Source organism: Paenibacillus diazotrophicus, from assembly GCF_042610465.1.
This window is the reverse complement of sequence record NZ_JBGJZN010000001.1, coordinates 1,420,723-1,437,859: the sequence shown is the minus strand read 5'-3', so window position 1 is coordinate 1,437,859 and position 17,137 is coordinate 1,420,723. Positions and strand designations below refer to the sequence as shown.

16 protein-coding genes are annotated in these 17,137 nt (G+C 45.8%); 7 read left to right on the top strand and 9 right to left on the bottom strand.

The window, feature by feature from the left end:
* Positions 1-83 precede the first annotated feature (83 nt).
* Positions 84-1,460 carry a DUF4179 domain-containing protein gene (locus tag ACAN54_RS06530; protein ID WP_379152045.1) on the bottom strand — a complete coding sequence of 459 codons (1,377 nt, stop codon included), beginning with the start codon at positions 1,458-1,460 and terminating at the stop codon, positions 84-86.
* Complete coding sequence (locus tag ACAN54_RS06525; RefSeq protein WP_379152043.1) at positions 1,457-1,993, bottom strand: RNA polymerase sigma factor; 537 nt, start codon at positions 1,991-1,993, stop codon at positions 1,457-1,459. Before ACAN54_RS06525 ends, ACAN54_RS06530 begins: the two co-directional genes overlap by 4 nt.
* A 172-nt stretch (positions 1,994-2,165) precedes the next feature.
* Here ACAN54_RS06525 and ACAN54_RS06520 point away from each other — a divergent pair, with 172 nt between their 5' ends.
* Positions 2,166-3,116 carry an alpha/beta hydrolase gene (locus ACAN54_RS06520; protein WP_379152040.1) on the top strand — a complete coding sequence of 317 codons (951 nt, stop codon included), beginning with the start codon at positions 2,166-2,168 and terminating at the stop codon, positions 3,114-3,116.
* A 106-nt stretch (positions 3,117-3,222) separates the two neighbouring features.
* On the opposite strand, the gene ACAN54_RS06515 is transcribed toward ACAN54_RS06520, so the two are convergent.
* Entirely contained in the window at positions 3,223-3,576 is a 354-nt protein-coding gene (locus tag ACAN54_RS06515) for a hypothetical protein (protein WP_379152037.1), read from the bottom strand.
* 776 nt (positions 3,577-4,352) lie between these two features.
* A complete protein-coding gene (locus ACAN54_RS06510; protein WP_379152034.1) occupies positions 4,353-5,573 on the bottom strand; it encodes an aminotransferase class I/II-fold pyridoxal phosphate-dependent enzyme in 1,221 nt (406 codons plus the stop codon).
* Positions 5,574-6,026: 453 nt separating this feature from the next.
* On the opposite strand from ACAN54_RS06510, the gene ACAN54_RS06505 reads away from it, so the two are divergent.
* Positions 6,027-6,194 carry a hypothetical protein gene (locus tag ACAN54_RS06505; protein ID WP_379152030.1) on the top strand — a complete coding sequence of 56 codons (168 nt, stop codon included), beginning with the start codon at positions 6,027-6,029 and terminating at the stop codon, positions 6,192-6,194.
* Between the two features lie 88 nt (positions 6,195-6,282).
* Here the strand turns inward: ACAN54_RS06505 and ACAN54_RS06500 are convergent, their stop codons facing one another.
* Both ACAN54_RS06500 and ACAN54_RS06495 read right to left on the bottom strand, forming a co-directional pair.
* A complete protein-coding gene (locus ACAN54_RS06500) occupies positions 6,283-7,278 on the bottom strand; it encodes a cation diffusion facilitator family transporter (protein WP_379152027.1) in 996 nt (331 codons plus the stop codon).
* Between the two features lie 197 nt (positions 7,279-7,475).
* Positions 7,476-9,329: an ABC transporter substrate-binding protein gene (locus ACAN54_RS06495; RefSeq protein WP_379152024.1), complete on the bottom strand. Its 1,854-nt coding sequence runs from the start codon at positions 9,327-9,329 to the stop codon at positions 7,476-7,478.
* Positions 9,330-9,478: 149 nt separating this feature from the next.
* Here ACAN54_RS06495 and ACAN54_RS06490 point away from each other — a divergent pair, with 149 nt between their 5' ends.
* Complete coding sequence (locus ACAN54_RS06490; RefSeq protein WP_379152021.1) at positions 9,479-10,717, top strand: MDR family MFS transporter; 1,239 nt, start codon at positions 9,479-9,481, stop codon at positions 10,715-10,717.
* A 215-nt stretch (positions 10,718-10,932) separates the two neighbouring features.
* On the opposite strand, the gene ACAN54_RS06485 is transcribed toward ACAN54_RS06490, so the two are convergent.
* Positions 10,933-11,889, bottom strand: a complete 957-nt coding sequence (locus ACAN54_RS06485; protein WP_379152018.1) for a helix-turn-helix transcriptional regulator — start codon at positions 11,887-11,889, stop codon at positions 10,933-10,935.
* A gap of 119 nt (positions 11,890-12,008) precedes the next feature.
* Here ACAN54_RS06485 and ACAN54_RS06480 point away from each other — a divergent pair, with 119 nt between their 5' ends.
* Positions 12,009-12,944, top strand: a complete 936-nt coding sequence (locus ACAN54_RS06480; protein WP_379152015.1) for a Gfo/Idh/MocA family protein — start codon at positions 12,009-12,011, stop codon at positions 12,942-12,944.
* Positions 12,945-13,270: 326 nt separating this feature from the next.
* Positions 13,271-13,669 carry a hypothetical protein gene (locus tag ACAN54_RS06475; RefSeq protein ID WP_379152013.1) on the top strand — a complete coding sequence of 133 codons (399 nt, stop codon included), beginning with the start codon at positions 13,271-13,273 and terminating at the stop codon, positions 13,667-13,669.
* Positions 13,670-13,707: 38 nt separating this feature from the next.
* Here the strand turns inward: ACAN54_RS06475 and ACAN54_RS06470 are convergent, their stop codons facing one another.
* Positions 13,708-14,217, bottom strand: a complete 510-nt coding sequence (locus ACAN54_RS06470) for a GNAT family N-acetyltransferase (protein WP_379152010.1) — start codon at positions 14,215-14,217, stop codon at positions 13,708-13,710.
* 182 nt (positions 14,218-14,399) lie between these two features.
* Between ACAN54_RS06470 and xerS the strand changes: the two genes are divergently transcribed.
* Positions 14,400-15,482 carry a tyrosine recombinase XerS gene (xerS, locus tag ACAN54_RS06465; protein ID WP_379152007.1) on the top strand — a complete coding sequence of 361 codons (1,083 nt, stop codon included), beginning with the start codon at positions 14,400-14,402 and terminating at the stop codon, positions 15,480-15,482.
* A 38-nt stretch (positions 15,483-15,520) separates the two neighbouring features.
* Positions 15,521-16,393, top strand: coding sequence for a pentapeptide repeat-containing protein (locus ACAN54_RS06460; protein WP_379154111.1), 873 nt, complete (start codon positions 15,521-15,523; stop codon positions 16,391-16,393).
* A 164-nt stretch (positions 16,394-16,557) separates the two neighbouring features.
* Here ACAN54_RS06460 and mobB read toward each other — a convergent pair whose 3' ends face one another.
* On the bottom strand, positions 16,558-17,133 hold the full coding sequence (gene mobB / locus ACAN54_RS06455; protein ID WP_379152004.1) for a molybdopterin-guanine dinucleotide biosynthesis protein B: 576 nt from the start codon (positions 17,131-17,133) through the stop codon (positions 16,558-16,560).
* Between the last annotated feature and the right edge of the window lie 4 nt (positions 17,134-17,137).

Here is a 17,137-nt window from a genome sequence, read left to right as displayed (position 1 = left end):
GTTCAAAGTCAACGATGCCATTCGACTGAAACGTTTATCAATAGGATCACCTCATCCATAAAAAAGCAATTTCAAATAAGTTGCTACTTAGCCCATTCCAAGGGAATCTCAAATTTGAACATTTGTATTTTATCGGAAGTAGTAATGGGGTACGCAACAACGGCGGCCACATTATTTTTCTTCATAGGAGGAAACCTCAGCTTGAAAGTCAGCTTCTCTCTGTTAGTCCGAACTGGTTGACCTTGTGCAAATATCATTACTCCCTGCTTGTCCTTAAGGGAGATCCGGGTATTCCTATTCAGATCCTTATTCGCTTCATAATACACAACCGTCTCTTTCTCGTCATACTCAATCCCAGTGATACTCAACTTGCCGCCTAGATCTCCTTGCAATACTACCGGGTACTCTTCACCCAGTTGCGTATAAACATCAGTCTGTATGCTATCATTTTCGCCTGTATGCTCAGTTAATGTTAATGTTATATATTTGGGATTGGGATTCAACTCACTAAGCGGTGGCAAATTAAAATAATAATAATCTTGGGTAGCTCCACTTGCTCCATAGTTCTTATATAAGTTACCAATGTCATCCTCCATCACCAAATCAAACTGATAATAGGGAATAACATTTCCAATCACCACTTGAGTGGTTACGGGTCCGAATACCAGTTTATCGACGGAGAACTTGGTATTTTTATAGTTGAATTCCAAGCCTTTAGGATAGACGATTTTCGTCAGCTCCTCACTTTTTTGCTTGCTTAGAGGGATGGAGACATCCCACTTCCCCTTTGTGATACCGATACAATCCACAGTCATGTTAAGCTGCAGCTCAGCTGGCATATCCTTTTCCCCAATATTCATTCGGGTCGTCCCTACAAAAGTGTGCTCACCGGTGATCGTGAAATCATGTGTGGAGATCGAATCTGGCTGAATTCCTGAAAAACTAAGATTGTAGTATACTGCAGCTTCTTTTTCAGTTAATTGGGGAGTGGATTCAGGGTAGCTAACTTCATAATTCAACACTACTTGAATCCCATCATAAAAAACATTCACTACATTAAAGTCTATACCTTTATCCCTTGCTGAAACATTCGTAGATGTAGTTAGATTTTTCTCTTCTATTCGTTTCAAATCACCAGTGTCTCCCCCTTTGTCATACAGATAATCAAAGAATGGTATATTACGCAAAGCTTCGGCCACTTGTGGTGAAAATGCTCCTATACCTATTATCACGCCTGAAGCTACGATCAGTGAAACTGTAATACTAGCTCCCCATTTCAGCCATCTGGAATAAAATCTACGGTTGACACATGCAGGATTGCCAGCTTGCGCATATTTCGACCACACTTCCTCAAATCCAAAGGATGGCTTGTACTTTACTTTTAGCTGTTTTCCTTCACGCTGTAATTCAGCACCCAAAATCTCATTCCCGGCAGACTCCGGACGGTTAGGAATCTTCATTTTAACCCCTCCTTCAGTGTCTGAAGCTCTAGTTCTTTTTCATAGTACTGCCTTAGCTTTTTCAGTGCCGCGTGCAGACGTGATTTACAAGTTCCCAGCGGAATGCCTAAAGTAAAAGCCGTTTCCGGCAGGGGCATGCCCACATAATAATGAAGCGTAACCACCTCACGCTGTTTTAAGCTCAACCGACTTACCGCAAGCCATAGCAATTGTTTGTTTTCGCTCTGTATCGCCATATATTCTGCTGAATCCTCTACATCCATTGCTGGAATTCCGGTAAAAAGCTGCTTCCAGCTTTTTTTACGCAGCATGTTTCGTGCCGTATTGAGGGTTATCCTATACAGCCATGGTCTTAATGGTTTAGAGCCGTCATAGAGATCAAATTTGGCAAAAGCACGAAGAAAGGTTTCCTGCGTTATATCATCTGCCAACACGCGATGTTTAGTGATCATTAGGGCGATTCCATAGATATAGGAAGAGTGTTCTTTAAATATCTGCCTAGCCCTTTCCTCTGTAATAGGATAATTCTCCATTTGTACTCCCCCTCCATTCAATGACTATACACTTTCAACATACCAAACCGTTCGCTTTTCATTTAATAAATATGACATCGCCTGCTTGCAGCAACGCCCGCTGTTTCAGTGAAGGAAAACTTGGTTATGGAAAGAAGACTGCCCAAAATGGGATAGAAGGAGACGATTGACCATGCCAAAAGATAATAAAATCATTCTCGAAGCTGCAGCACGGAAATTTGCTGATGACAATTCCGAACCTCCATTTCTGCCTGATCTGGGACCTGAAAAAGGACGCGAAACGGTGAACACCGTACAATCCAGTGAAATTTACAAACCGGAAGCAGATCTTCAGGATCTTACTGTGCCCGGCGGCCCTAGCGGTGAAGTTCGGGTGCGGATTCTCCGCCCGGTGAACACTTCGCGTGAAACACTGCCAGTCATTCTGTATATTCATGGTGCGGGTTGGGTCTTCGGCAACAGCCATACCCATGACCGGCTTATACGGGAATTGTCGACCGGTGCAGGAGCAGCAGTCGTATTCCCTGAATACAGTCTCTCTCCGGAAGCCAAATACCCCACGGCCATTGAAGAGATTTATACGGTACTGACATGGATTGCCGATCATGGATCGGAATATGGTCTTGATTCCAATAAATTAACCGTTGCAGGCGATAGTGTCGGTGGAAATATGACAGCTGCCATCACTCTGATGGCCAAAGAACGGGGCGGCCCAGCGATATCCAAGCAGCTTTTGTTCTACCCTGTAACAGATGCTTCTTTTGATACCGAATCCTATCATCTCTTTGCTGAGGGCTATTTCCTGCAACGGACCGGGATGAAATGGTTCTGGGACCAATATACTACCAGTGAAGAAGAACGTGCCCAGATCACCGCTTCACCGCTTCGGGCGAGCCTGGAGCAGCTAAGCGGACTGCCAGAAGCACTGATTATAACGGGCGAAGCCGATGTTCTCCGTGATGAAGGCGAAGCCTACGCTAATAAACTGCGTGAAGCAGGTGTCTCCGTAACCGCGGTCCGTTTCCAGGGAATTATTCATGACTTTGTAATGTTGAATGCCTTGGCTGAGACCAACGCTAAAAAAGGAGCATTGCTGCTGGCTATCAGTTGGCTTCGCAGTTAAGCACTTTCTTCGTCTAATATAACAGCAAACAGGCCTGCCATGGATATTCTCCAGGCAGGCCTGTTTTTTGATGAAACTATATATTTTACTGTCTATATCCCACCTATTATTTGCGCTGTGCATAGAACTCTGCTGCTTTTACCAGCATTTCCTTGAGCGATCCGAAGGATGTGGTCTTCCTAACATGCTCATTGAGCTGATCCTGAGGCAATGACTTCAGGTCTTCTGTTGTGGAAGCACTGAATCCCCCACTTTGTAGAAAATCCTTAATAGACTCGAAGGGAGTGAATTTCTCCAGGAACGGACTGGATAGCAGCTGGTCCAGCGGCAGTTTTTCTAAGATCTGATTAAGCGGTAGCTGATCCAGCGGAAGATTCTGCAGCAGGTCGCCAATGCCCCCCTCTTTCACTTTATTGATCACATCGCCTATATTTCCTAAACCTCCAAGGTTAAATCCCATAATGTACCTCCCATGCTGACTGTATTTGTACCTTAATTACCCCAATAACACAGAATTGAATTTTATTGTTAACATATTTTTTATTATGTTAACTTATATGGCGTGATATTAACTTTTTACCAACTAGGTCTTGCAAATCAGTGGAATCTTTCTTCTCTACCCTATAATTTTATGCAAAAGTTAATTTACTAAGCATGCTCCCTCCGATAACACTCCGGTATCAACATTTGGGGAACTTTTCGAAAGAATGCCATTTCGCCAATAGGGCCTGCCAGCCAATTTCAGAAGCCTTCATATATTGTGGAGAATGGGGTGGTAGGCCGTGTCGCCCCCGCTCTCATTAGCAAAATAGATTTTTACCGTTCATCAGGAGGGCTTGCCCGCCAATCTCTATGGGGCGTTCGGATACTCCCCAGATTTATAAATCCAACGAATATGGCCGGTAGCATTATCTTTTGCATAAAGTGTGTTTGAAGCGGAGTAATAGGATACTCCATTCATAACAGGTTGTTTGGTGTCGCATACGTTTGATCATTAACGCTCGGAACAATGATAACTTACTAAAATAAGTAAATGGAGAATTATAGTTTACATAATAATATATATGGTAACATTCTATTTAAACGTGTCTGTTTGAACCTATAAGGGGATGGCCAAATCAACCCTACCCTATTTCGGCAAAATCGCCATCGTCAACGGAATAGCGATGATCCCTTCTCCATTCAACATCATTGCAGTAACATTGCCAAAAGATTGGCAGTAATGACTCCTCAAAGTTAACTGTTCGCTCGCAAAAACTCCCCTATTCTGCTGGCAGCTTCCAGAAGCCGCCCCTCCTCTTCTACAAGGGCAATTCTGACAAAACCTTCCCCCTGTGCTCCAAAGGCATCACCAGGTATGACAGCTACACCTGTTTGCAGAAGAAGATTACGGGCAAATTCACGTGAAGCTCCTGCATGACTGGTTATCAGGTACTCAGCAGGCAGTGGCGCCCAGACGAACATAGTTGCTTTAGGCTTCGGTACCACCCAGCCCTCCTGAGCCAATGCTGTAATTAATACGTCCCGGCGCCGTTCATACAATGGTGCAACTCCCTCATTCTCCCCGGCTTTCATCGCTAGCTCGAGCGCAGCTACCGCTGCTTCCTGGATAGGATCGAATACACCATAATCCACATTGCTCTTAAGTTCTCTAAGCGCCCCAACTGCCTCGCGGTTACCGGTCATGAAGCCAATCCGGCAGCCAGCCATGTTGAAGCTTTTTGAGAAGGAATGGAATTCAACCGAAGTATCGTGTGCACCCGGCACCTGCAAAATGCTAACAGGCTTATATCCATCAAAACCCATTTCCGAATAGGCCAAGTCATGTATGACCAGAACATTCCATTTGCGTGCCAGTTGGATCAATTTCTCCATATACGCAAGATCCACCGTAGCAGCTATCGGATTGCCGGGAAAGCTGAGCAGAATAAAAACAGCCTTATGCCACACCTCATCCGGAATGCTGTCCAAATCAGGAATGAAGGCGTTCTTCTCCAGCAGCGGCAGTGTCCAGGCTGTCACACCGGCTATCGCGAGTGAACCGGAATAAATAGGATACCCCGGATCAGGTATGATCGCCAGTTCTCCCGGATTGCAGACAGCCAGCGCCAAATGTGCCAATCCATCCTGTGAGCCCATGAGAGACACGATTTCATCCTCCGGATTCACCGTTACACCAAACCGTGCTTCCATCCAAGCTGCTGCCTGCCTGCGGAATGCTTCACTTCCCCTGGATGATGGATAAGAATAGCTATCCTCCCTTAGCGCTGCTTCACTTAGAACCTGACGTATTTTTAAATCAGGCGCCTGATCGGGACTGCCGATTCCAAGATCGATCACATCTAGTCCGGATCTTGCTGCCTCCTCTTTCCATACTGCTACTTCCGCAAAAATCGAGGAGCCCAGCCCGGACAGTTTGTCCGATCTCCAGCTTCGTCTGGATTTGCTAAATGTCAAAAGAGTCCACCTACTTGTTTTTTGAATTATTATAGCATGGTGAAGCAGAACTTGATTTTGTAAAATTTTGAAGAAACTCTGTAGATGCAAGAAATTGTTATTTATAAACATATATATTATTTTATGTATATCTTCTTATCGATTTTGAGACGTACAAGTGCCTTATTTCCCATTTATAATCGATCTCATCCAAAACAGCGTATAATTTATGTTATACGCTGTTTTTTAAGACCAATAAGAGCTGCTCTTTGACCAAAATGACTAACCATTTAAATATGCGGTGCGCTCAACAACTTCCTCAACAAAATGGACGTCAATTATTTCAATCTGTCCGTTGAGGAGATTTTTATCTACGAGGAGGAACAGAGTAATAACTGGTATGTCAATGTGAAAGTACTAGTCTTGCCAGGACAGGCATAGGATAGGGTATTACGAGTGAAGGTGGGAAACCTGATGTCCAAGAATAAACGCGGCAAAGCACTCTGGCGGGTGCCGTCCCGCAGCAGAGGAACTTGTCCAATCTGTGGAAGCACACGGATTAAACTGCTCTATATCGGTAAAAGTGCGGACGGCAGCAAACTGGATGTCTGCAAAAAGTGTGACGGTAAGCAGGCGATTTAACCGCTTAGCCCCGCTTAATGCAGGCTGTGTATAGCACTCATAGTTAAGGGAGCACCGTTTTGTACGGTACTCCCCTTTGTTGTCACAGTTAAGTGAGATCCTGCAATTCTTGCTGCGGCTCCCAATTGCGGACTCCGTTATCCTCCAGAATTCCAAGTGTCACATCTGAAATATGCGGATCGGCCATCAGCTTGTCCTTAACCTTAAATTTGATATCATCTGCATCGGCAAGGGTCATTCCCTTCTTCAGTTCAATTAACCCCTCCACATGATAGTAACGTCCCTCCTGCAGAATACGCATCTGGTAAATATCTGTGACTTGCGGATCGTCGAAGATGATACGGGCCACCCGGTCTTCGATCTCTGGAGGTGCAGCCACACCGATCAGTCCAACCATATTGTCATATCCTACGCGGAAGGCCACCCCGATCATCATAAAAGCAATCAAAATACTGGACACGCCGTCAAGCATTTTGAAGTTGGTAAAGGCGGTCACCAGAACGGCAATCATTGCCAGTGCTCCGCCGCTTGTCGCCACCAGATCTTCATAAAACACGAGACGGGTTGGCGGTGCGGCTCTTTTTACATTTTTGATGGATGCTATGAACTTCTTCATCCCTTTCGCTTCAACTCTGGATTCGTGCAGTACTTCATTCATCGCCTTCACCCAGACAAATCCGTCTGCAGCGATAGAGAGAAGCAGTACGACTACATTGATCCAATAACCTTTGGTGTCGGCCGCAGGATGCTTTAACAAATGAAAGCCCTCCAGTAGAGTTTCATAAGCCATAATGGTCACGACAATCACTGCCACCATGCAGAACAAATTAATTACACGGCCGAAGCCATCCGGAAAGCGTCGCGTTGGTTTTTTCTCGGCGAGCACACTCCCTGTAAATACAAACATCTGATTCACTGCATCCGCGATCGAATGCATCATGGTGGCGAACATCGAACCGCTGCCGGTTAGGGCAAATGCGATGCCCTTGATCACTGCAATACAAGTATTGCCGATTGCTGCCGAGCCTGAGGATTTATTGCCTTTTTTGATCAGACTTTCAAGTGTTTCTCTGGTTTCCGCCATAACGATGTATGCCTCCTTCGGTTCTATACTGTCTGTATCGTGGCGGCCCCGTCAAAAGAGGCTCCGATTAGCCATTGCAGTGGGTCCATGTAAGTATTTAACCCTTTGAAGCCTGGTTCTATCACTCTTAGCTTCATCCGCATTGGGTCCCATCGAATACTGACACATAGATAAACATCGCTTCATGCATCTAACCGTCAAGCATCTGGATTCTGCCTATTCCCGGTTGTGGACAGATTAGCGGTAGCTGGCAAGCCAGCTCCTTCCACTCTGTCTGCAAACCCTGTTTTGATCCATAACCTGGAGATGTCAAGAAAACCAAAGGATCCGGTATGCAGCCCAAAGAGGTTCTGATTAAGCTGTGCTCTTTTGTTCACATGGCAACCGTATAGTATCCAGCAATTCTCACGAATAAATCCCTCTGTTCGTTCCAGCAGAAGACTTCTGCCTTCATCCGGCATTCCGGCAAATCCTTTTAGCTGCTCGGCAATCTCCTCTAGCTGCTGTGGCATAAGCATGGATGTAAAGTGATTGGACGGATTAACGAAATAGTTCATCATCCCCCATTGCCAGTCGTCTTCCAATACCTCCTCTGACAATAGCAGGTCTGCCTGTTGCTGAATCTCTTCTATCTTAAAATCCGTATAAGGAGCCAGCCGTATGTTCATGCCGATTCTTGCCCCGCGTTGCTGCAGCCATTCTGCTTCTTCACACTCTTCTGTTCTTCTACTTGCAAAGGCAAGTGCGATCTCTTCTCCCTCGTAACCGCTGGAGCGCAACAGTTCCTCCGCTTCCTCAAGGCTAGGCTCATTCCAAACTTTAAGGCGGCTTCTCCAGGGCAGAAAGCTATCTGCTGGTGTGATGCGGTATTCTCCCAATTCACTTATCAGCGCTTCCGGGTGGTACAGCATCTTCAACACCTGTCGAAATAATGGGTGATGCTGTCTTCCTTCCTTACGAAAGTTCATCATAATATATCTGCAGCCCAGAGCCGGATAATCAATACTGTGCTTGGCACATCCCTCCGGCTCCACCTCATCCAGCTCTGCATCCGGTAATTGATACGAACGGTCACTATAGCCTAGATTCGGTACATACCAGATTTCAACCCGGTCTAGTAGTGGACGAATGGCATAATAATCATCAAAAGCTGCCAGAACCAGCACATTTTCATTGTAATCCAGCAGTCGGTAAGGTCCAGTTCCTACCGGTTCAAGCGTGAAATCCACATCATAAGGAAGAATAGACATATGCACACAGCTGAACAGATGAAGAAAGAACAGATTAGGCCTTGCCAGATCGATGCGAATACGGTGATCCCCTTGAAGCTCTATCTTTTCAATATCTCGGTAATGCCACAAAACCGGACTTTGCAGATCTGTCAGCCGCTGCAGCGTTTCTTTCACATCTCTAGAGGTCAGGAGTCTTCCATGGTGAAAACGCACACCTTTACGCAGATAAAAAATATAGCTGGTATGCTCCCGGTTGCTCTCCCACATATGGGCAAGTCCAGGTAAGAAGCTGTTTGTCTTCGCATCATAGGTTACGAGCGTACTGCAGATCTGTTCGATCAGATACGATTCGAAGGCTTTATTGACCGAAGCCGGTTCCAGCTTTTCCATGCGCCGGTTACGGGTAATGCGCAGAATATCAAGCCCTGTGATGGATTCCGCCTCGCTGCGGTAGCCCATTTGCTTATTTAATAACGATAGCAGTCGCTCCTGAAGAGCACCGTGAACCTCGGGTTGACCAATCAGCTCAATACCCTGTTTGATTTTACCCTTCCCAATCAGCTCCTGAAGGTGCTCCTCCAATATCTCTTCCACACTTCGTATAAAAGCCAGTCCGGACTTATGCCCCCGCCCCCTTCCTGGCTGCCACTGAATATACCCCTTCTCTTCCAGCTTGCGCAGGATGAATTTCACATTGCGTTCAGTACAGCACAGTTCTGAAGCAAGCAGTTCTATTGTTACTGGTATGGGTTCTTGAAGTTTGAAGGGTGTATTCAAGGTTGAGGCCAGCCGCAGGAAATGTACAACGTTGCTGTCCATAATAATTTCTCCTTTAAAGGTGAAAGAGAGGGTGTAAAGCTTACACTTTTATTTCCCCCTTTTATCTATACAATTATACATAAGATTATAGTCAACGTCATTTGTGGCTTGATCAAATTCCGCAATTAGAATAGGAGATCCACGTTCACATGAAACAACATTTGCGCCACATCCATCCTCTGGCATGGACTATTATTATCGGCACGATGTTCGGGCGCCTCGTGACCTCGATGAGTATCCCATTCTTATCGATCTACTTAACCCAGGTTCTCGGTGCATCGCATTCGCAGACCGGTATAACGGTGGCTGTCAGCTCTTTAGCCGGTGTGTTGATCAGCTTCTATGGCGGCTACATATCGGATATCTTTGGGCGCAAAATCGTCATGTTAGTCTCAGTATTCGGCTGGGCCTTTGTCTTTTTTGGTTTCTCATCCGCTCAGGTTATCTGGGTTTTCTTCCTGGTGAATACGCTGAATGGTCTGTGCCGTGCCGTATTTGAACCAACCTCTCGTGCGCTGCTCTCGGATATCACAGCTCCGGATCAAAAACTGTTGGTATTCAATCTTCGGTATGCAGCGATCAATCTGGGCGTTGTATTCGGCCCGATTATCGGTTTGCAGCTGGGGTCTGCCAAGTCAACCTTCCCTTTTGTGATAGCAGGAATTGTCTATGTTGCTTACGGGATTGTACTGTTTATGCAATTCTCGGTCCATCGGGCCAGTCTGCCCGTCCGTTCAGAAGCACGCGCTCCACAGCTGCGTGAAGCGCTGTCCGTCACCACCCGGGATCGGGTATTCCTGCCGGTGCTAGTGGGAACCATTTTTTGTGTACTGGGGTATGGGCATTTCAGTTCCACGCTGGCCCAGTATCTGGCGGTTGATACTCATTTCTCGAACGGCAGCAAGATCTTTTCTTACATGCTGTCGCTTAACGCAATCACCGTATTGGTAGTTCAATACCCGATCGTCCGTACAACCAGTAAATTCCCGCCGCTTATTCCTTTAATTCTGGGGAATCTGTGTGTAGCGCTGAGCATGCTCCTGTTCGGGTTTGCCAGCGGAGTAGCGCTCTTAATGTTCAGCGTGGTATTGTTCACGATTGGCGAGGTTCTACTCTTTACCATGATGGATATGCTGATCGACCGGATTGCCAAACCTGAATGGAAAGGCACCTATTTCGGTACAATTGGCTTCAATAATCTGGGAAACGTAATGGCCCCTATCCTGGGTGGTCTTCTGCTTGACCAATTTGGTGCCACGAATGGCCCTGCAGTATTTGTTCCACTGGCCTTAAGCACAGCACTGGGGCTCCCCTTCCTCATTACCGCACACAAAAGATTGAATGCAAGAGAGCGCAAGAATGCCGAAATCAGCTCGCAAAGCGCTTAATTCCACCAGACGCCTTTCCGCAATAACAAGTAACAGACCCGCTCCAATACTAAAAAGGGCAGCCTAGAACTAGATAACAAAGTCCTAGACTGCCCTTGGTTTATGAAAAATAAATTCTCTATAAGTTTCCAACTCTGATTGGCTGGAAGTAAATAAATAAACATATTGTTAACATAACTAATATTATGTAACTAATTTTGATTGTCTTTCAGTTTTTAGATATAAACCGTCTGTAATAACTCTAGCTGCTCCTTAATATATTTTCTGATTACCGGGGGATTCATAATTTCTGCTTCATTCAGCAGCTTCATCACCTGTCTGCATGCAGATTCATAACTGTACAGATTCAGGGTGAAGTCCATATGTTCATCTATTTCCTTTGTGTCGACAATTTCAAACTCGTTCATCCGCTGCTGCTGTCCCTTCCTGGTTCTCACAACTACAGGATAGTACTCCTCTTGCTTGCAGTTTTGCTTGAACGCCTCTTTCTTGCTCAGCCAGTAGTCCTCCAGTATGAAATCAGCAGGAATCGTGTATTTACCTCCAATGTCTTCAACTGTAGTGATCCGCTCGCACTTGAATGTACGAATTGCACCCGCCGACTCGCAGTAAGCAGCCAAGTACCACTCTCCTTGCTTCACAATCAGTCCATAGGGCTGTACATTACGGCAGGTCAAATGCCCATTTACCTTACGGTATTGAATCTGAATACTGCTGCATTTCCAGACCGCAGATCGAAGTTGTTCCAGACATGGAATCTCAGCCCGTTCTTGCCACCATGGAGTGTTATCGTAATAAAACCGGTTCTTGGCTTTAGAAATATCCTCCTGATAGGCATCAGGCAACGTATTTTCCAGCTTCAGCAAGGCATTCTTAAGCTTCAGTCCGGATACAGTCAATGCGTCAAAAGGAATTCCCCTTCCCGTCAAATAGAGGTTAATCACCTCTTCCCCGTGCAGCTTCTGAAGATTAACGGTATAACCTTCCATCAGAGAAATCCCGCCACCCGGCCCGGGGGTTGTAATTATGGGGATTCCCGATTCTGCCAAGATATCAATGTCCCTGTATATCGAGCGAACGGAGGTTTCAAGCGCTTCTGATAACTCCTTCGCCTTCATTTTACCCCTGGATTCCATCAGTAAAAGGATTGCAATCAAGCGATGCAGCCTCATGTCCAGCCTCCTAACACGTTAATAAAGTACAATATTTGCCGTTGTCACACCATTCTCGCCACTCTGTTGTCAACAATATAGGAGTATGCTGAATGTATCAGAGAGAGGAGCTGCTGTAAATGAATATTGGCATACTGGGCACAGGTTTTGGAGCTTATCATGCAAGTCTTCTAGCAAAAATGGAGGGCGTCAACCGGGTGGTTATCTTTGGCCGGAATGAAAGCAAGCTTAACCAACTGAAGCAAGAGCTAGGGGTTGAGATAACAACCTCCATCGATAAAATACTATCGGATGCCACGCTGGATGTGATTGATATTTGTCTTCCTTCTGACTTACACAGCAAATATGCGATCCAGGGGCTAAAGGCTGGAAAACATGTGTTTTGTGAAACTCCGGTTTGTCTGAGCACTGAAGATGCTGGAGCTATGCAGAAAGCAGAGAAAGTCTATGGTAAACGCATTATGGTCAATCAATTTATCAAATTTGATCCTGCCTATTCCTATTTGTTCGAGGCAAAACAGAGCGAGAAATATGGAAAGCTGCTTCATGTATCCTTAAAAAGAGAAACCGCGCCGTTATGGGGCGACCTTGGCCTTGGTAAAATTGCTACCCATCTAATGATTCACGAGTTGGATATGGTAAGCTGGCTCTTGAATAACCCTCGTCTCACCTCAGTTTGGGGTAGCGACAGTGGACAAGACGGGCAGGCACTGGTTCATGCGGTTTTTGATACACCAGAGGTATCTGCTGAGATCATGGTCTCCTCACAGATGCCTGGTTCTTATCCGTTCACTGTGGGCTATGCAGCCTATTTTGAACAGGCCAAGCTTGAGTTTCATGAAATTGATCATCCAGATGGCCAAGTAGATGCCAAACTTTATGAATATGGGGTTAATGGTAAACAAAAGATTGTACTAGAACAAGCCAATCCCTATGAGAAAAGTCTGCGCTACGCACTTCAAAGCTTTCATGACGGATCAGCGTCCAGGATTTCTTTGAAGCAAGCTGTACAAGCAGTGGAAATGGCTTTTGAGATTACCCGTAGATTGTTGTGAAGTTAGAGAAGCAGCATGGAAGCCAAGCCCCTACCCTTTTTCTGTGTTTTAGGATCACGGGAACGTCGTAGTTGTGTTATTCATGAATTGTTTGGTGGGAAGAGTGGTGGTTTTGATTTTCTATTGTGAATTTTTCATATGTTGAAATAAGGATAATAGATACCGAAAAGTATCGTGCCTGCTTTGGTGATCACAGTCCTCTTATTGTTAACGTATTTTTAGTTATGTTAACTTTGTGATCTAATCAATCTGAATTCCGCGATTCCCCTAACTTTAAGACGGCTTTTTTGCTACAATAAGGAAAATAACGGTAAGGAGGGTCCCTCTTGAAGGATGACGACAATGCGGATGAATCTTATGTGGAATTTATAAGCAAGCCGCTTCCCAATATATCCAGTCTCCCCCACTCACGTCATAGGAAAGTACCCTCAAATATAGTCTGGTACACAGACACTATGAATGTCCACAGCTATCATGAAGCCCATGAATGGATAATGAGTGGTCCTTACAACGAGATCGGATATCTTTACCATGGTTATATAACAACAAATTGGATGCTGGCCCATGTTCTTGTGTATGAAAAAATTTGGCGGAATACCATTTCAGACCCTCAATTTCTGGTGTACACCAATTATGACTATACCAACGAAGGCCTAGTGTATAAAGTATGGGTTACTCCTGTATCTCCAAATGGGATAGACGAAACAAAACCTGAAAAGCCCTAACCTTAATCTGGTCACTTCAGGTTTGTTCCTGCTCTAAATTATTTATTAACCCGATTAATACTTAATGTGCTGAAATATTGACTAGGGTTCCCCTGCTTCGGATTGAAGCGTTCTTTGAATTCACCGCCTGTATACGAACCAATGACCCGGTGCCAGAAATTGCGGGCGGGTGTATTGGCGCGAATCTGTGATACCTTCCAGTCGCCGGGGAACATATCGAATAACCTATGTGCTGCCCAAGTACCTACCCCGCTGCGGCGGTACCTTTGCATTACAAAAAACTCTGTCATGTAAAATTGTCCCTCCGAACTGCGGAGAAGCCTGTCCACGAGCGCAAATCCGGCAATTTTATCGTCCACCGTGAATAAATAGGCGAATTTATTATTTCCGCTATTCCAGTAAGCCTCAAGTCCGGGATAGGATGGGAAAGTCCCATCACGGTCTACATCAAGCTCCAGATAACGGGTAAAGTCATATAGATAATACTGCATCAGACTGCTGATCGTGTGGCGCTGCTCTTTGGGAACCAGTTCGATTCCAAGTTCCATGATGTCACCTCTGAGATTCACTTTTATTACACATTCTATAACTTTGTTACAACTGGAGCAAGGCGAACCCTGTATCCCCAGATGTGAAATCCGGCCAAATGCTGCGAAACATGATAAAATAGGAAGAAACCAAAAAGACATATCCGCTGAATAATAGCAACCTTAAGGCAGGTGAACAGGCTTTGAGCATTCAAAAAAACACTGACCGAACACATCTTGACCAAAAAGTGCTCCACATGCCCTGGTTTGTGCAGCAATTCATTGATTACAAACGTCCAGACCTCTCCCCCTCTACCCTGCTGGAGTATATCCGTGATTATGAATCGTTCTTTGGCTGGCTTCGTGCAGAAGGCCTAACGCAGGCTGCCAGCCTGTCAGAGATCACTCTGCTGGATCTGGAGACGTTGCATATGGACAGTGTTGTCGGTTACCGGCTGCATCTTACTACGCGTGCAGAGGGAACCAATTCCAAAGTTACGGTCTCCCGCAAGCTGTCTGCCCTTCGTTCTCTTTTCCATTATTTAAGCCAGATTGCCGAGGACGAAAATTTCTATCCTTTGCTCAAACGTAATGTAATGGCCAAGGTAGAAATCAAGCGTATTCATAAACCGAAAGATACCGCCGCCAAGCTGAAAGGCAAAATTCTAGAGGACGAAGAACTGCTGGAATTCGTAGGGTACATATATGAAGGGTACGGCCGTGATGTTGAAGCCAATAAACAAGCCTATTATTCGTTCCAGCTCAACCGTGAGCGTGATGCCTGCATTGCCAGCCTCATTCTTAACTCGGGCCTTCGTGTTTCGGAAGTAGTTAACCTAAATGTGGATGATCTGGATGTGAATAATAAGCTGCTGTATGTCTACCGCAAGGGCCATAATGACGAGACATTTAAGACACCGGTCTACTTCCGGGAACAGGCCAAGGATGAACTATCACTCTATCTTACCCTGCGCCAGTCCCGTTATAAAACCCCCAAGAAAGAGAAGGCATTATTCATTGCTTTGCCGAACGGAAGTCATGAAGGAAAACGGATGACCAAACGGGCAATCCAGGAGATGATCATCAAATACGCCAAACGGTTCGGCAAGCCATATCTGACTGTGCATAAGCTGCGTCACTCCTTTGCCACAGACTATTATCTGCAAAATGATATTTACAAAACAAAGGAACAGCTTGGGCATGCCTCAACGGAAACAACCGAAGTCTATGCCCATCTTACAGACAAAACGATGTCTCAAGCGATTGAGCGGCGTCTGGAGAGCTGAATACCTATTCATGAAGGGAGTTCATTTCATTGTCTCAAATGTTTCACCAACAGGAATCATTATCTGCTGCACCTAATCAAAGCCATATTGATTTACAGTCCAACTGCGAAAATTGCTTTGGTCTTTGCTGTGCCGCCCTGCCCTTTTCTGCATCTTCAGACTTTGCTATTGACAAAAATGCGGGGCAGCCTTGTCCCAATCTTCGGAATGACTTTCGCTGCGGGATTCATACCGCTTTGAGAGCTAACGGATTCAAAGGGTGTACGGTATATGAGTGCTTTGGTGCTGGTCCAAAGGTTTCCCATCTCACCTTTGCCAGCCGGGACTGGCGGGCGGCTCCGGAATCAGCAGCTCAAATGTTCGAAGTCTTCCCCGTCATGCGTCATCTTCATGAGCTGATGTATTATTTAGCCCAAGCGATTGAGCTTCCGGCCGCCCAGCCGATCCACAGCCAGCTTCATGCTGCACTTGAGCAGACTGAACAGTTGACTCTGTTGCCTGCAGAAGCACTGCTGCAAGTAGACGTGAATGCTCACCGTGCAGAGATTAACGAGCTTCTGCTGCGGACAAGCGAGCTCGCACGCGATGCGGCAAGACGTCAACTAATGAGTGTCCCCAAACGGCCCAAAAACTACGGTCGGGGCGCCGACCTGATTGGAGCCAAGCTCAAAAAAACCGATCTGCGCTGTGTCAGCCTTCGTGGTGCTTATCTGATTGCAGCTGATCTTAGCGGGGCAGATCTTAGAGGAGCCGATTTGATAGGCGCCGACTTTCGCGACGCGAACCTGTGTGGTGCTGATCTAACAGGTACCCTCTTTCTGACCCAGTCTCAGCTTAATGCTGCGAAGGGTGATGCTTCAACTAAACTTCCTGACGCACTTGTGCGTCCTGAGCATTGGTCTTCATTGTAGCTGGCTACCAGATCATTGTACTTCAGTTCAAGCAGTTCCTGACAACAAAACAGCGGCCATGTACTCCTTCAACTGAAGGGACTGGCCGCTGTTCTTTGTGACGGGTTTTGGGGATGTAACAAGTGTGGTAGTTGTTGCACTTTGTGTTTTCTATTGTGAATTTTTCATATGTTGAAATTTTGAAAATAATCTCGTTGTTGCCACAAAAACTGGGCTAATCCTGTACGGTTGTTAATGTCGAATCGCTGAATATCCGGATTGTGAAGCAGCAGAGATGGATGATCTTGAATAGATTCCCAAACCGCCATCGCCATAATATGGCTCGTCCCGTCTAGCAGAAATATATCCTCTTCTCTATGAATCAATACGATTTTGGGATATCGCTCCTGCTTGAATCCCTCCACCAGCACAAAATCGTATTCTACAAAAGTATCGATTAGTTCAGCCAGACTGCTTCCCCGTTCCCGAATGACCGAAGTCCTTCCCTTGCTTGTGATAGCAACCGCTGAAGCCCCGGCCTGCCGATGCTTCCAGGTATCCGTTCCTTCATGATCCATATTAAAGTCATGCCCGTCATGCTTGATGACCGCCACACTACAACCTCTCTGCTGCAAGAGCGGGATCAAGTCACAGATCAGGGAAGTTTTTCCGCTATTTTTGTAGCCTACGATCTGGAACACTGCTGGCCCGCTGCTTACATTCTTTAAGCTCTTTAGCGGTTGCCGTCTACGACGCCTCATTCAG

Bases quoted from the DNA above. Each gene is read 5' to 3' on its own strand.
- mobB (WP_379152004.1), bottom strand. From the start codon at position 17,133: ATGAGGCGTCGTAGACGGCAACCGCTAAAGAGCTTAAAGAATGTAAGC.
- ACAN54_RS06530 (WP_379152045.1), bottom strand. From the start codon at position 1,460: ATGAAGATTCCTAACCGTCCGGAGTCTGCCGGGAATGAGATTTTGGGT.
- ACAN54_RS06460 (WP_379154111.1), top strand. From the start codon at position 15,521: ATGTTTCACCAACAGGAATCATTATCTGCTGCACCTAATCAAAGCCAT.
- ACAN54_RS06515 (WP_379152037.1), bottom strand. From the start codon at position 3,576: ATGGGATTTAACCTTGGAGGTTTAGGAAATATAGGCGATGTGATCAAT.
- ACAN54_RS06500 (WP_379152027.1), bottom strand. From the start codon at position 7,278: ATGGCGGAAACCAGAGAAACACTTGAAAGTCTGATCAAAAAAGGCAAT.
- ACAN54_RS06505 (WP_379152030.1), top strand. From the start codon at position 6,027: ATGTCCAAGAATAAACGCGGCAAAGCACTCTGGCGGGTGCCGTCCCGC.
- ACAN54_RS06470 (WP_379152010.1), bottom strand. From the start codon at position 14,217: ATGGAACTTGGAATCGAACTGGTTCCCAAAGAGCAGCGCCACACGATC.
- ACAN54_RS06490 (WP_379152021.1), top strand. From the start codon at position 9,479: ATGAAACAACATTTGCGCCACATCCATCCTCTGGCATGGACTATTATT.
- ACAN54_RS06485 (WP_379152018.1), bottom strand. From the start codon at position 11,889: ATGAGGCTGCATCGCTTGATTGCAATCCTTTTACTGATGGAATCCAGG.
- ACAN54_RS06495 (WP_379152024.1), bottom strand. From the start codon at position 9,329: ATGGACAGCAACGTTGTACATTTCCTGCGGCTGGCCTCAACCTTGAAT.
- ACAN54_RS06480 (WP_379152015.1), top strand. From the start codon at position 12,009: ATGAATATTGGCATACTGGGCACAGGTTTTGGAGCTTATCATGCAAGT.
- ACAN54_RS06525 (WP_379152043.1), bottom strand. From the start codon at position 1,993: ATGGAGAATTATCCTATTACAGAGGAAAGGGCTAGGCAGATATTTAAA.
- ACAN54_RS06520 (WP_379152040.1), top strand. From the start codon at position 2,166: ATGCCAAAAGATAATAAAATCATTCTCGAAGCTGCAGCACGGAAATTT.